The sequence below is a fragment of the Pseudaminobacter salicylatoxidans genome (assembly GCF_003148475.1).
Lineage (GTDB): Bacteria > Pseudomonadota > Alphaproteobacteria > Rhizobiales > Rhizobiaceae > Pseudaminobacter > Pseudaminobacter salicylatoxidans.
The window spans coordinates 209,536-222,341 of sequence record NZ_QGGG01000002.1 but is presented as its reverse complement, the minus strand read 5'-3'; the positions used below and the strand labels follow the sequence as shown (position 1 = coordinate 222,341).

The 12,806-nt window shown below is 60.7% G+C and carries 12 protein-coding genes and 1 pseudogene; 10 read left to right on the top strand and 3 right to left on the bottom strand.

Going from position 1 to position 12,806, the window contains the following annotated elements; genetic code table 11:
• Positions 1-76: 76 nt before the first annotated feature.
• A complete protein-coding gene (locus C7441_RS03675) occupies positions 77-412 on the top strand; it encodes a DMT family transporter (protein ID WP_019173426.1) in 336 nt (111 codons plus the stop codon).
• A gap of 4 nt (positions 413-416) precedes the next feature.
• Here C7441_RS03675 and C7441_RS03670 read toward each other — a convergent pair whose 3' ends face one another.
• The 3 genes from C7441_RS03670 to C7441_RS03660 are packed head-to-tail and all read right to left on the bottom strand — an operon-like array spanning position 417 to position 2,893.
• Positions 417-1,640 (bottom strand): GNAT family N-acetyltransferase, encoded by a 1,224-nt coding sequence (locus C7441_RS03670; protein WP_109611750.1) that lies wholly within the window; start codon positions 1,638-1,640, stop codon positions 417-419.
• Positions 1,641-1,692: 52 nt separating this feature from the next.
• The gene (locus C7441_RS03665; RefSeq protein WP_109611749.1) at positions 1,693-2,418 is read right to left on the bottom strand and encodes a glycerophosphodiester phosphodiesterase; all 726 of its coding nucleotides are present in this window, start codon (positions 2,416-2,418) and stop codon (positions 1,693-1,695) included.
• 10 nt (positions 2,419-2,428) lie between these two features.
• Positions 2,429-2,893: a RidA family protein gene (locus C7441_RS03660; protein WP_019173427.1), complete on the bottom strand. Its 465-nt coding sequence runs from the start codon at positions 2,891-2,893 to the stop codon at positions 2,429-2,431.
• A 136-nt stretch (positions 2,894-3,029) separates the two neighbouring features.
• On the opposite strand from C7441_RS03660, the gene C7441_RS03655 reads away from it, so the two are divergent.
• From C7441_RS03655 to bamA, 9 genes and pseudogenes are all read left to right on the top strand, one after another.
• Positions 3,030-3,860, top strand: coding sequence for a cell envelope integrity EipB family protein (locus C7441_RS03655; protein WP_019173428.1), 831 nt, complete (start codon positions 3,030-3,032; stop codon positions 3,858-3,860).
• Positions 3,861-4,021: 161 nt separating this feature from the next.
• Positions 4,022-4,804, top strand: a complete 783-nt coding sequence (gene rpsB, locus C7441_RS03650; RefSeq protein WP_109611748.1) for a 30S ribosomal protein S2 — start codon at positions 4,022-4,024, stop codon at positions 4,802-4,804.
• 126 nt (positions 4,805-4,930) lie between these two features.
• On the top strand, positions 4,931-5,854 hold the full coding sequence (gene tsf / locus C7441_RS03645; RefSeq protein WP_109611747.1) for a translation elongation factor Ts: 924 nt from the start codon (positions 4,931-4,933) through the stop codon (positions 5,852-5,854).
• Between the two features lie 147 nt (positions 5,855-6,001).
• Positions 6,002-6,724, top strand: a complete 723-nt coding sequence (gene pyrH / locus C7441_RS03640) for a UMP kinase (protein WP_109611746.1) — start codon at positions 6,002-6,004, stop codon at positions 6,722-6,724.
• A 46-nt stretch (positions 6,725-6,770) separates the two neighbouring features.
• Positions 6,771-7,331, top strand: a complete 561-nt coding sequence (gene frr, locus C7441_RS03635; protein ID WP_019173430.1) for a ribosome recycling factor — start codon at positions 6,771-6,773, stop codon at positions 7,329-7,331.
• A 1-nt stretch (position 7,332) separates the two neighbouring features.
• A pseudogene (locus C7441_RS03630) lies at positions 7,333-8,091 on the top strand (isoprenyl transferase); the annotation flags it as partial.
• A gap of 5 nt (positions 8,092-8,096) precedes the next feature.
• On the top strand, positions 8,097-8,912 hold the full coding sequence (locus C7441_RS03625) for a phosphatidate cytidylyltransferase (RefSeq protein WP_170125012.1): 816 nt from the start codon (positions 8,097-8,099) through the stop codon (positions 8,910-8,912).
• Positions 8,913-9,009: 97 nt separating this feature from the next.
• Complete coding sequence (rseP, locus tag C7441_RS03620) at positions 9,010-10,149, top strand: RIP metalloprotease RseP (protein ID WP_170125011.1); 1,140 nt, start codon at positions 9,010-9,012, stop codon at positions 10,147-10,149.
• A 218-nt stretch (positions 10,150-10,367) separates the two neighbouring features.
• Positions 10,368-12,779: an outer membrane protein assembly factor BamA gene (bamA, locus tag C7441_RS03615; protein ID WP_109611742.1), complete on the top strand. Its 2,412-nt coding sequence runs from the start codon at positions 10,368-10,370 to the stop codon at positions 12,777-12,779.
• Positions 12,780-12,806: the final 27 nt, after the last annotated feature.

Genomic DNA, 12,806 nt, shown 5'->3' with positions numbered 1-12,806 from the left:
CGTGCCTCTCCTTATCCGGGTGTTCGCGTCATATTCGGTTCGGCGGTTTCCCGCAATCAATGGGGCAAGGCTAGGTATGTTTTGGAACTACGCATATCTGATCGTCGCAATCGTTTTCGAGGTCATTGCGACGACGGCGCTGAAGGAGACGAATGGTTTCACCCGTCTCGGACCATCGTTGGTGTCGGTTATAGGCTATGCGCTGGCCTTCTTCTTCCTGTCGCTGACATTGCGTAATCTGCCGGTTGGCGTTGTCTATGCCATCTGGAGCGGGGCGGGCATCGTTCTGGTGACGGTTATCGGCTGGACCTGGCTGCGTCAGGCACTCGACCTGCCTGCGATGATCGGCATGGGCTTCATCGTGGTCGGCGTGGGCATCATCAATCTCTTCTCAAAGACATTGATGCACTGACCACTCAGGAATCGGACTCGCGCAGGTTCTTGCGAAACGGGCCGTGCTCGTCGAGATACTCGCCGATCCGCTCCACCTCGTCGCGTTCGCGTTCGAGATAGTCGGCTACCGCGTTTCTCAGGCCAGGATGGGCGATATAGTGGGCCGAGTGCGTGGTGACGGGCCGATAGCCGCGCGCCAGCTTGTGCTCGCCTTGAGCTCCCGCCTCTACCACTTTGAGTTTATTGGCAATCGCGAAATCGATGGCTTGATGGTAGCAGACCTCGAAATGCAGGAATGGGTGATCCTCGAGGCAGCCCCAGTTGCGCCCGTAGAGCGTTTCCGAGCCGATGAAGTTGATGGCGCCGGCGATATGGCGACCATCACGGCGGGCCATGACCAGCAATATATCGTCGCGCATCCGTTCGCCGATCAGCGAGAAGAATGTTCGGTTGAGATAAGGGCGCCCCCATTTGCGGCTGCCGGTATCCATGTAGAAGGCGAAGAAATCGTCCCAGACGCGTTCGGTGAGATCGCTGCCCGTCAGCCAGTCGATCTCGATGCCGTGCGCCAGCGCCTCGCGGCGCTCCTTCTTCAGCGCCTTGCGCTTGCGTGAAGCGAGCGTGGCGAGAAAATCGTCGTAGCTGGAAAAATCTTCGTTGAAGAAGTGGAATTGCTGGTCCGTGCGTTCCAGAAAACCCGCTCCCTTGAGCGCTGCCATGTCGGCTTGCGTGGCGAAGGTGACATGGGCGGATGAAACGCCGAGCTTGTCGGTTGCCAGCTTCAGTCCGGCGGCAAGCGCTGCCCTGATCGATTGCGGTTCGGCGTCCCTGTGCGCCAGCAGGCGTGGGCCTGTCGCCGGGGTGAAGGGCACCGAAGCCTGCAGCTTCGGATAGTAACGTCCGCCCGCGCGCTCGAAGGCATCGGCCCAACCATGGTCGAACACATATTCGCCCTGGCTGTGGGATTTCAGATAACAGGGAACCGCGCCGAGCAAGGTGCCGTCCGGTGCTTCGAGACGCAGATGCTGACCGAGCCAGCCTGAGCGGCGAACCGCGCAACCAGACTCTTCGAGTATATTCAGAAAATCAAATGAAACGAATGGGTTATATGGAATTCCGATATTGTTTCGCGAAGTTCCCGCCAGGCTCTCCCATTCGGCGCGGGTGAATGCGCCCATGCTGTCGACGACGCGGATGGCGAAGTCGCCGTCCGCTCGGGTGTCGGTGCCGTCGCGTCTCGTGTCCATCGGCTTTAGATACGTTGCCCGGTTGCGGGTGCAAGAGGGCAGCGCAACACAATCACGCAACCGCTGGCGCCGGCTCGAAGCCTTCGAAGGTCATCTGGTCGGCATGGGCAAAAGTCCGGTCCACCGCCGTCTGGTCGCGCACGGTCCAGGTAATGACCGGCATGTTGAGCTTCTCGCGCACGAAACCGACAAAATGGTTTGGCAGGTCGGAGACGCTGTAGGAGGTGAAGGAAATGCCATGCGCCAGCATGGAGAAATGCGCCTCCAGTTCGTGGTCCTTGGTGCCATATGCGGTCAGTCCGGTCGGAATGTTGCCCGCATGGGCGGGGAATTGCCGTATCAGCCAGTGGTCGAAGGACATGATGGCGGCCTTCCCGCGATAGTTGCGCAGCAGCGTGCATACCTTTTCCACCAGCCCGTCATCCTTGCCGGGAATACCCTTCAGTTCGATCACCAGCGGCACGCGACCGGCCACGTGACCCAGCGTTTCCTGCAGGGTGGGAGCATGGTCGGCCGTGCCGCCGATACGCACGGCCGCCATTTCGGTTGCCGTGCGCTGCCAGATATACCCTTCCGTGCCGGTGAGACGCTTCAGGTCGTCATCATGGAAGACGACCGGAATGCCATCGGATGACAAATGCACGTCACACTCGATCGAGTAGCCTCTTTCGATAGCCCGATCGAAGGCCGACAGCGTGTTTTCCCACACTGTCTTGTTGACGTCGTGATAGCCACGATGCGCAATCGGCCGCGCCGCCAGCCAGGAAAGGTCGGTCATGATGCGGCCTTTACGCAAACTCGACGATGGCTTCGACCTCGACCGCTGCATTGAGCGGCAGGACCGCCACGCCCACGGCCGAACGGGCATGCTTGCCGGCATCGCCGAGCGCCGCGACCAGGAAATCGGAAGCGCCATTGGCGACGAGATGCTGCTCGGTGAAATCGGGCGAGGAGGCGACGAAAACGGTGATCTTCACCAGCCGCTTGATTCTCTCCAGGTCGCCCAGCGCGGCCTTGACCTGCGCCAGCACGTTCACCGCGCAATATTTGGCGGCTTCCTGACCGGTCGCGGTGTCGAGGTCGCGGCCCAGCAGGCCGGAGGCGACGAGCTTGCCGTCCTTCAGCGGCAACTGACCGGCGGTGAAGACGAGATTGCCGCTCTGTGCGTAGGGCACGTAGTTGGCCGCGGGGGCGGCTGCGACCGGCAGGGTCACGCCGAGTTTGCCGAGCCGGTTTTCAATTGTTTCGCTCATCGTCTTTCCTTATTTCTGGTGATGGAAATCGGTTGTCGGGCGCAAACTGCTATTTTTGCCTCGCTTCCGCCACGACTTTTTTTAAAGTGCCTGTCAGTTCAGCGGCCAATCACGGTCGCGCCACCGGAGCGTCTTCATGCGCGCATCGCGCCTTGCCTTGCTTGCCCTTCTTTCGTCGTCCGTTTTCAGCGCCGTACCGGCTTTCGCGGGGGCCCCGCTGGCCTCCCATCGCGCGGTCTACGACCTGATCCTCGACAAGGCTTCCGACAAGTCGGGCATTACCGGACTTGCCGGCCGCATGGTCTATGAGTTCAACGGTTCGGCCTGCGAGGGTTATACGGTCAAGTTCCGCTTTGTCACCCAGATCGACACCGGCGACAACACGCGCCTGACGGACCAGCAGACCACGACCTTCGAGGACGCGGAAGGCAAGACCTTCAATTTCGTTACCAAGTCCTTCGTCGACCAGAATCTCGAACGCGAGGTGAAGGGCACGGCCACGCGCGAGAAGGATGGGCTCAAGGTCGATATCGAAAAGCCGGAAAAGAACACGCTGGAACTGGGACCCTCGCAGTTCCCGACACAGCATCTGGTCGAGCTCATCGACAAGGCCAGGAGCGGCGAGACGTTCTACGAAACCAGTCTGTTCGACGGTTCCGAGGATGCCGATAAGGTCATGACCACCACCGTCGTGGTCGGCAAGAAGGCGGAAGCGGGCAAGAGCGATCCCGAACTGCCGGCCCTCAAGAGCCTCGCCAAGGACAAATACTGGCCCGTCGACATCGCCTATTTCGACGAGAGCAAGGGTGACGGCGAGGGACTGCCGGAATATCGCATCAGCTTCAAGCTGCATGAAAACGGCCTGACGCGGGATCTGGTCATGGACTATGGCGATTTTTCCATGACCGGCAAGCTTGTCGATCTCTCGCTGTTCGATCAAGCCGCGCAGCAGAAATGCGATAAGTAGACCCGCGCTTGCAATTCGGCGGTTCGCCCGCTATATGCGCGCACATTCCACACACGGACTTTGGTGTCTGCCGGGAGAAATCCGGCCGAAACCTCCGGTGGCATCGAGGATCATCCGAGATGCCGGACGTCCGTGGAGGCTAACCGGAAAGGAAAATAGGAATGGCACTGCCTGATTTCAGCATGCGCCAGCTTCTGGAAGCTGGTGTTCACTTCGGCCACCAGACCCACCGCTGGAACCCGAAGATGGCGCCTTACATCTATGGCGCCCGCAACAACATCCACATCATCGATCTGTCGCAGACGTATCCGCTGCTCGCCCAGGCGCTCAAGCAGGTTTCCGACACCGTTGCCCGCGGCGGCCGCGTGCTGTTCGTCGGAACCAAGCGCCAGGCCTCGGACATCGTCGCTGACGCCGCCCAGCGCTCGGCCCAGTACTACGTCAATTCCCGCTGGCTCGGCGGCATGCTGACCAACTGGAAGACGATTTCGAACTCGATCCAGCGCCTGCGCAAGCTCGACGAACTGCTCGCCGGCGAAGCCCAGGGCTTCACCAAGAAGGAGCGCCTGAACCTCGAGCGTGAGCGCGAGAAGCTGGACAAGGCCCTCGGCGGTATCAAGGACATGGGCTCGACGCCCGACCTGATGTTCGTGATCGACACCAACAAGGAAGCGATCGCCATCCTCGAGGCCAAGCGCCTCGGCATCCCGGTCGTCGCCATCGTCGACTCCAACTGCGATCCGGACAAGGTCGACTTCCCGATCCCGGGCAACGATGACGCCGCCCGCGCCATCCAGCTCTACTGCGACCTGGTCGCCCGCGCCGCCATCGACGGCATTGCCCGCCAGCAGGGCGCGCTGGGTGTAGACATCGGCGCTTCGGCCGAAGCCCCGTCCGAGCCGGCTCTCGGTGAGGCATCGGAAGGCACCTCGCCCGAGGCGTAATGGCGCCGGGAGCCGCATCCCGGCTCCCGATTTTCCCGGATTTGGCGCGCTTTGTCGCGCTGGCGTCAGGCGCATCATCGAAAGATCGGTGGTGCGCCCACGCGTTTCTAAAGAAGAGGCAAGAGAATGAGCATTTCAGCTGCACAGGTTAAACAGCTCCGCGACATGACCGGCGCGGGCATGATGGATTGCAAGGCTGCGCTGGCGGAGACCAATGGCGACATGGACGCCGCCGTCGACTGGCTGCGCGCCAAGGGCATTGCCAAGGCCGACAAGAAGGCTGGCCGCACCGCCGCCGAGGGTCTGATCGGCGTTGCCGGCGAAGCCAAGTCGGCCGTTGTCGTTGAGGTCAACTCCGAGACCGATTTCGTTGCCCGCAACGAGGCCTTCCAGGAGATCGTCCGCAACGTCGCAGCCGTCGCGCTTGCCGGCAATGGCGAGACCTCCGCTGTCGCCGAGGCTGCCTATCCGGGTTCGGACAAGTCGGTCACCGAAACCATCAAGGACGCCGTCGGCACCATCGGCGAGAACCTGGGCTTCCGCCGCTCGGCGAAGCTTTCTGTTTCGTCCGGCGCGGTTGCGACCTATGTGCACAATGCCGTTGCCGACAATCTCGGCAAGCTGGGCGTTCTGGTCGCCATCGAGACCACCGGCAATGCCGATGCGGCCCACAATTTCGCACGCCAGGTAGCCATGCATGTCGCGGCAATCAGCCCGCTCGCGCTGACGGCCGAGGAGATCGATCCGGCGGTCGTGGCGCGCGAGAAGGCGATCTTCTCCGAGCAGGCTCGCGAATCCGGCAAGCCGGAGAACGTCATCGAGAAGATGATCGAGGGTCGCATGCGCAAGTTCTACGAGGAGGTCGTCCTTCTCAAGCAGAACTTCGTGCTGAACCCTGACCTGACGGTCGAGGCTGCGCTGAAGGAAGCCGAGAAGGAAATCGGTGCCCCTGCCAAGCTCACCGGCTTCGTGCGCTTTGCCCTCGGCGAAGGCATCGAGAAGGAAGAGAGCGATTTCGCTGCCGAAGTTGCGGCGACTGTGAAGAAGTAAGCCTCTTCATCCTCATGAATGAACAGGGCATCGCGTGACAACGCGGTGCCCTTCGTGTATGCGCAACTGCGCGTCGGGGCAACTTGCGCGGGCGATTTGACGCCGCGCCGCGGATGCGCTGAAAAACATATCCATAAAGAGGATCATATGACGGCCAAACCCTTGTACCGGCGTGTTGTGTTGAAAGCGTCGGGCGAGGCGCTGATGGGCGACCAGCATTTCGGCATCGACGTGTCGGTGGTGGATCGCATAGCGTCCGACATCGCCGAGGCGAGGGCGCTGGGCGTGGAAGTGGGCGTAGTCATCGGCGGCGGCAACATTTTCCGCGGCGTGGCCGTGGCCTCGAAGGGTGGGGATCGTGTTACCGGCGATCACATGGGCATGCTGGCCACCGTCATCAATTCGCTGGCGCTGCGCACCTCGCTGGTCAAGCTCGGCGTCGACGCGGTGGTGCTGTCGGCCATCGCCATGCCGGAGCTTTGCGAAAGCTTTTCCCAGCGTCAGGCAACCGCCTATATGAACGAGGGCAAGGTCGTGATCTTCGCCGGCGGCACCGGCAATCCCTTCTTCACCACCGATTCGGCAGCCGCCCTGCGTGCGGCCGAAATCGGCGCCGATGCGCTGTTCAAGGGCACGCAGGTGGATGGCGTCTATTCGGCCGATCCGAAGAAGGACTCCACGGCGACCCGTTTCGAGCATATCACCCATGCTGAGGTCATCGCCAAGGGCCTCTCGATCATGGATACGGCAGCAATTGCGCTTGCGCGTGAAAACAACATTCCGATAATCGTCTATTCGATACATGAACAGGGCGGTTTTGGTGAGATTCTCAGGGGCGGCGGCCGCTGTACGGTCGTTTCCGACACGTAAACCGTAACGGCTGGCCTGAAGACCTGAGGTCAAGGAGAACAAAAAGATGAGCAACGGTACAGATTTCAACGACATTCAGCGGCGCATGGAAGGCGCGATCAATGCCTTCAAGCATGACCTGGCTTCGCTGAGGACCGGTCGCGCGTCCAGCAACCTTCTCGACCCGATTCAGGTCCAGGCATATGGCTCGGCCATGCCCATCTCCCAGGTCGCGACGATTTCCGTTCCGGAGCCGCGCATGATTTCCGTCAACGTATGGGACAAGTCGATGGTCGCCGCCGTCGATCGCGCGATCCGCGAGTCCAATCTCGGCTTCAATCCGATCGTGGACGGCATGACCCTGCGCATTCCGCTTCCGGAACTCAATGAGCAGCGTCGCAAGGAACTGGTCAAGATCGCCCACACCTATGCGGAAAATGCCCGCGTGGCCGCGCGCCATGTACGTCGCGACGGCATGGACCACCTTAAGAAAGCCCAGAAGGACGGCGACATCAGCGAAGACGAGTCGCGGGTACAGTCCGACAAGGTGCAGAAGCTTACGGACGACACCATCAGCACGATCGACAGCCTGCTTTCCGGAAAGGAAGCGGAGATCATGCAGGTTTGAGGCTCGTCCGGTTCGTTCGGGCAACTCGAAGGCGAGGATGATGACAGCCCCCGCGCATGTCGCGATCATAATGGACGGGAACGGCCGCTGGGCGAAAGCGCGTGGCCTGCCTCGTCTGGCAGGCCACAAGGCCGGCGTGGAAGCCCTGCGCAAGACGGTGCGTGCCGCCGCTGATCAAGGCATCCGCTGGCTGACGGTCTATGCCTTCTCCTCCGAGAACTGGTCGCGGCCGAAATCCGAGGTCAGTGACCTGATGGGGCTGCTGAAACTGTTCATTCGGCGCGATCTGGCCGAATTGCATCAGAACGGCGTGCGCGTGCGGGTCATCGGCGACCGCGACAACCTTCAGTCCGACATAGCGGCACTGCTTGAGGAAGCCGAAACGCTGACGGCGGGAAATAGCGCGATCAATCTGGTCATCGCCTTCAATTATGGCGGGCGCGACGAGATCGTGCGCTCCGCGCGCAAGCTGGCGCAACAGGCTGTCGCCGGAAATATCTCTCCCGATGAGATCGATATCGAGGCATTTGCCACGACACTCGACACCTCCGACATTCCCGATCCGGATCTGGTCATCCGCACCAGCGGCGAAATACGATTGTCGAATTTCCTGCTTTGGCAGGCAGCCTACAGCGAACTGGTTTTCCTGCCCTGTTACTGGCCTGACTTTACTCAGGATCACCTTGCGGAGGCCATCGGCCAATTCGCCGCCCGCGAACGGCGATTCGGTGGGCTGGCTGCACGGGGCGTCGCGTCTTGAGCGGCTTGAGCAATCTGCAGTTGCGGGTCATTTCGGCGATTGTCCTTGCAGTCGTCATGCTTGCCTTGACCTGGCTGGGCGGCTTGCCGTTCCGCCTGCTGGCCGCCGTCATCGCGCTTGCGATGTTCTATGAATGGTGCGCCATGTCGCGCACCGTTTCCAACGGCGCCTATCAGTGGCTGTCGACCATCCTGCTCGTCATGGCCATGCTGGTAATGGTGGCTGGCGTGGCCGCCGGCGTTCTCTGGGCGGTTTTTGCCGCTGTCGTTGTGATCTCGGCTGTAACAGGCCTGATCCGGGGGCAGGGTACCTGGACCACCCTCGGCGTCATCTATGCCGGGCTTTCGGGTATTTCGCTCGCGCTGCTGCGCGGCACCGACGCCGCCGGGCTGATTGCGATCCTGTTTCTGTTCGCGACGGTGTGGGCGACCGACATTCTGGCTTATTTCGTCGGCCGCGCGGTCGGTGGGCCGAAGCTGGCCCCAGCGATTTCTCCCGGAAAGACATGGAGCGGTGCAATCGGCGGAACGCTGGGGGGCGTGATCGCCGGCGGTACTGTTGCTGCCTGGTCGGGCGCTGCGGGGCTTGCCGAAATCGTGCCTGTCGCACTTTTCCTGTCGATTGTGTCGCAGGCGGGAGACCTCTTTGAATCCTGGGTCAAGCGTCGGCATGGGGTAAAGGATTCCAGTCATCTGATTCCCGGGCACGGCGGTGTCATGGACCGGGTGGACGGACTGGTGGTGGCCGCTCTGGCGCTGTATGTGATCGGTGCGCTTTTCGGCGGGGCCGACAATCCCGCGGCGGGACTGTTCAGCTTCTAGAACGGCGACCGGGAGGCAGACGGCGTTTCTCCTTGGATTTGCCGGTTTTGATGCCAAACTGGCGCGGATCGCCGAAAATATATGAGAGGGAATGAGCTTGGGTCAGATACTTCCTGCGATATTCGGCACGGATAGTCTGCTCGTGGGCACCATCATTCCGTTCCTGTTCGTTCTGACCGTTGTCGTGTTCGTCCACGAGATGGGGCATTATCTTGTCGGCCGCTGGTGCGGCATCGGCGTGAAGGCGTTCTCGATCGGTTTCGGCCCGGAACTCATCGGCTTTAATGACCGTCACGGCACGCGCTGGAAGCTTTCGGCGATCCCGCTTGGGGGCTACGTCAAGTTCGTTGGCGACATGAATGCCACCAGCACACCGGATCCAGCCGAGACGGCAAAGCTTACCGCGGAGGAGCGCAAGGTTGCGTTCCATACCCAGGCATTGTGGAAGCGCGCGGCGACCGTGTTCGCCGGCCCCTTGTTCAATTTCCTGCTGACCATCGCAGTCTTTGCGGTGATGTTTTCCGTCTATGGCCGCTTCGTGTCCGAGCCTATGGTGGCCGAGGTGCGTGCCGACAGCCCGGCCGCGGTGGCCGGTTTCCAGCCGGGCGACCGGTTCGTCAGCGTCAATGGCGAAAAGGTCGAGACGTTTTCGGATGTCCAGCAACTGGTTTCGGGCCGTGCCGGCGACAAGCTCACCTTCGTCATTCAACGCGATGGCAAGGACCTGACGCTGACCGCGACGCCCGAAGCGATGGAGCAGACCGACCCGCTCGGAAACAAGATCAAGATTGGCGTGATCGGCGTGGTCAATGACGAACAGCTCGGCCAGCCGCATGTCGTGCACTACGGGCCGGCCGGCGCGGTTGCGGAAGCTGTGCGCGAAACCGGCAATATCATCCTGCGCACGGGGCAGTTCTTCAAGCGCTTCGTCGTCGGCCGCGAGGACAAATGCCAGCTTGGAGGCCCCGTCAAGATCGCCGACATGGCGGGCAAGGCAGCCAAGCTCGGTTTCGAATGGCTGGTGCAACTGGTGGCGATGCTTTCGGTGGGCATTGGATTTCTCAACCTGTTGCCCATTCCGCCACTGGACGGTGGCCATTTGCTTTTCTATGGGATAGAGGCAGTTATTCGGCGACCGTTATCCGAACGGGCAATGGAAGCGTTCTATCGAATCGGCATGCTGGTCGTATTGGGCTTCATGGGGTTCGTGTTCTGGAACGACCTGTTCGGGTGCTGAAATTATGAAGAAATTTGCTCTGTACTGAGGCTTATTGAGGGGGCGTTTACCATCAGCGGCAATATGCGTGACGCGAAAGCCACGTGTGTCTGCGAAGTAAATGCAAATTAACCAGAAGCCTTGCGTGTAGGGAAAATCCGGTTAATACGGTAGAGAAAATTTGGCCGCACGCCCGGTTTTCTCGCCGTGGGGACTACGAGAAAAGGTTCAATAGCCCGATGAAGGCAGCATCGAATTTCCTAAGCGCCGTGTCTGCGGCGGCCTTGTCCGCATCACTGGTTGTTCCGGGCGCTGTGGCCGTCCAGTTCGCCAGCGTTTCGGCCGCGTCGGCTGCGGTGGTCAGCAGCATCCAGGTGCGTGGCAACCAGCGCGTCGATGCGCAGACGATTCGCGACTATGTTGCCATCAAGCCGGGGAAAGCGTTCTCCAACGCCGACATCGACGAGGCGGTGAAGCGCCTGTTCGCCACCGGTCTTTTCTCGGATGTGCGCATCAATCAGGCCGGATCGGCGCTGGTCGTGCAGGTTTCCGAGCTGCAGGTGGTCAATCAGGTCCTGTTCCAGGGCAACAAGAAGATCAAGGACGCGCAGCTTTCCGGCATGGTTCAGCTGAAGCCGCGCGGCACCTTCTCCAACGCCACGATGGAAGCCGATGCCGAGGCGATTCGCGAAGCCTATCGCCGGATCGGCCGCAACGACGCCAACGTCAATGCGCGTGTGATGGATCTCGGCGAGAATCGCGTCAACGTCGTGTTCGAGGTCAATGAAGGTGAGCGTACGAAGATCGCGGCGATCAATTTCGTCGGCAACAATGCGTTCAGCTCGCGTCGCCTGGCCGATGTGATCTCAACCAAGAAGTCGACGATCCTGTCGTTCCTGATGCGCGATGACGTTTACGACGAACAGCGCCTGCGGGCGGATGAGGAAGCGCTGCGCCGCTTCTACTACAACCGCGGCTATGCCGATTTCCGCATCATCTCCGCTTCCGGCGAACTCGATGAGGCGTCGAACACCTACACCGTCACCATCACCCTCGAAGAGGGCGATCGCTACACCTTCGGCGACGTTTCGGTGGAAAGCTCGATCCCGGACGTCAATACGGCCGAACTTCAATCCCAGCTCAAGACCAAGCCGGGTGCGGTCTATAGCGCCAAGAATGTCGAGGATTCGATCATTGCGCTGACTGAAGAGGTTGCGGGTAAGGGCTATGCCTTTGCGCAGGTTACGCCGCGTGGCGACCGCAATTTCGAGAATCACACGATTTCCGTGGTCTATACGGTGGACCAGGGTGCCAAAGCCTATGTCGAGCGCATCGAGATTCGCGGCAACGACCGCACGCGCGACTACGTCATTCGTCGCGAGTTCGACGTCAGCGAAGGCGATGCCTTCAATCAGGTTCTGATCCAGCGTGCGAAGAAGCGCCTCGAGAACCTTGGTTTCTTTGAGAGCGTCCAGATTGCGACCGCTCCGGGTAGCGAACCCGATCAGGTCGTTCTGGTCGTAGATGTCGTTGAAAAGTCGACGGGTGAGTTCTCGATCGGCGCGGGCTACACGTCCGGCGGTGAAACGCCGGGTCCGTCTGTCGAAGGCTCGATCACCGAGCGCAACTTCCTGGGTCGCGGCCAGTATATCCGCTTCTCGGCCGGTGGCGGCAAGCGTTCGCGTGACTTCTCGCTCTCCTTCACGGAGCCATACTTCCTGGGTCGTCGCATCGCGGCTGGTTTCGATATCTATCGCCAGACCCGCACCTTCGACAAATATGAGAGCGAGCTGAACGGCGGCACGGTCAGGTTTGGCCTGCCGATCACCGAGGCGCTGTCCACGCAGCTGGCGTATAACTACACGCAGGAGAAGTATAAATTCCGCGACGGCTGTGATGCGAATGGCGATGGTCAGATTGATCAGAAGCCCGATCCCGACAATCCAGGCTCTACCATCCCTGTATGTGACGTCTCGCAGGGTATCATCGAGGGCGTGAACGAAAGCCCGTGGACCAAGTCCTCCGTGTCGGGAACGATCCTGTACAACACGATCGACGACATGAAGAACCCGCATTCGGGCATCTACGCCACGATGACGACGGAAGTCGCTGGTGTGGGCGGTGACGCGAAGTTCGTGAAGGTTACCGGTCGCGGCAACTATTATCATACGCTGTCGGAAGAGTATGACATCGTCGGTCTGGCGACTGTCGGGGGTGGCCATGTTCAGGGCTATGGTTCGGAAAAGAACCTGCGCATCTTCGATCACTTCCAAGGTACGGATCGCATGATCCGTGGCTTCGAATGGGGTGGGTTCGGCCCTTATGACTTGGATACGGGCGACCATCTGGGCGGCACGACCTACTTCAACGCCTCGCTTGAAGCGCAGTTCCCGCTGCCGGTCATTCCCGAGAGCTTCGGTCTTCGCGGCGCGGTGTTTGCGGACGCAGCTACGCTTTACGGAAACAAGATCGCTCCGGTTTCCGGCCTCACCGTCGCGGGCACCGATATGGAATGGCGTGCCTCCGTTGGCGCCGGCCTGATCTGGGCGTCTCCGTTCGGCCCGCTCCGCATCGATTACGCGGTGCCGGTCGTCAAGAAGGACGGCGACGTCGTCCAGAATTTCAACTTCGGCATTTCGACCCGCTTCTGATATAGAAGCGGGAACTTCCGGGCCGTG

Coding starts and splice junctions, on each gene's coding strand:
- frr (WP_019173430.1), top strand. CDS start 6,771: ATGAGCAACGGTACAGATTTCAACGACATTCAGCGGCGCATGGAAGGC.
- C7441_RS03675 (WP_019173426.1), top strand. CDS start 77: ATGTTTTGGAACTACGCATATCTGATCGTCGCAATCGTTTTCGAGGTC.
- pyrH (WP_109611746.1), top strand. CDS start 6,002: ATGACGGCCAAACCCTTGTACCGGCGTGTTGTGTTGAAAGCGTCGGGC.
- C7441_RS03670 (WP_109611750.1), bottom strand. CDS start 1,640: ATGGACACGAGACGCGACGGCACCGACACCCGAGCGGACGGCGACTTC.
- tsf (WP_109611747.1), top strand. CDS start 4,931: ATGAGCATTTCAGCTGCACAGGTTAAACAGCTCCGCGACATGACCGGC.
- C7441_RS03665 (WP_109611749.1), bottom strand. CDS start 2,418: ATGACCGACCTTTCCTGGCTGGCGGCGCGGCCGATTGCGCATCGTGGC.
- bamA (WP_109611742.1), top strand. CDS start 10,368: ATGAAGGCAGCATCGAATTTCCTAAGCGCCGTGTCTGCGGCGGCCTTG.
- C7441_RS03655 (WP_019173428.1), top strand. CDS start 3,030: ATGCGCGCATCGCGCCTTGCCTTGCTTGCCCTTCTTTCGTCGTCCGTT.
- C7441_RS03660 (WP_019173427.1), bottom strand. CDS start 2,893: ATGAGCGAAACAATTGAAAACCGGCTCGGCAAACTCGGCGTGACCCTG.
- rpsB (WP_109611748.1), top strand. CDS start 4,022: ATGGCACTGCCTGATTTCAGCATGCGCCAGCTTCTGGAAGCTGGTGTT.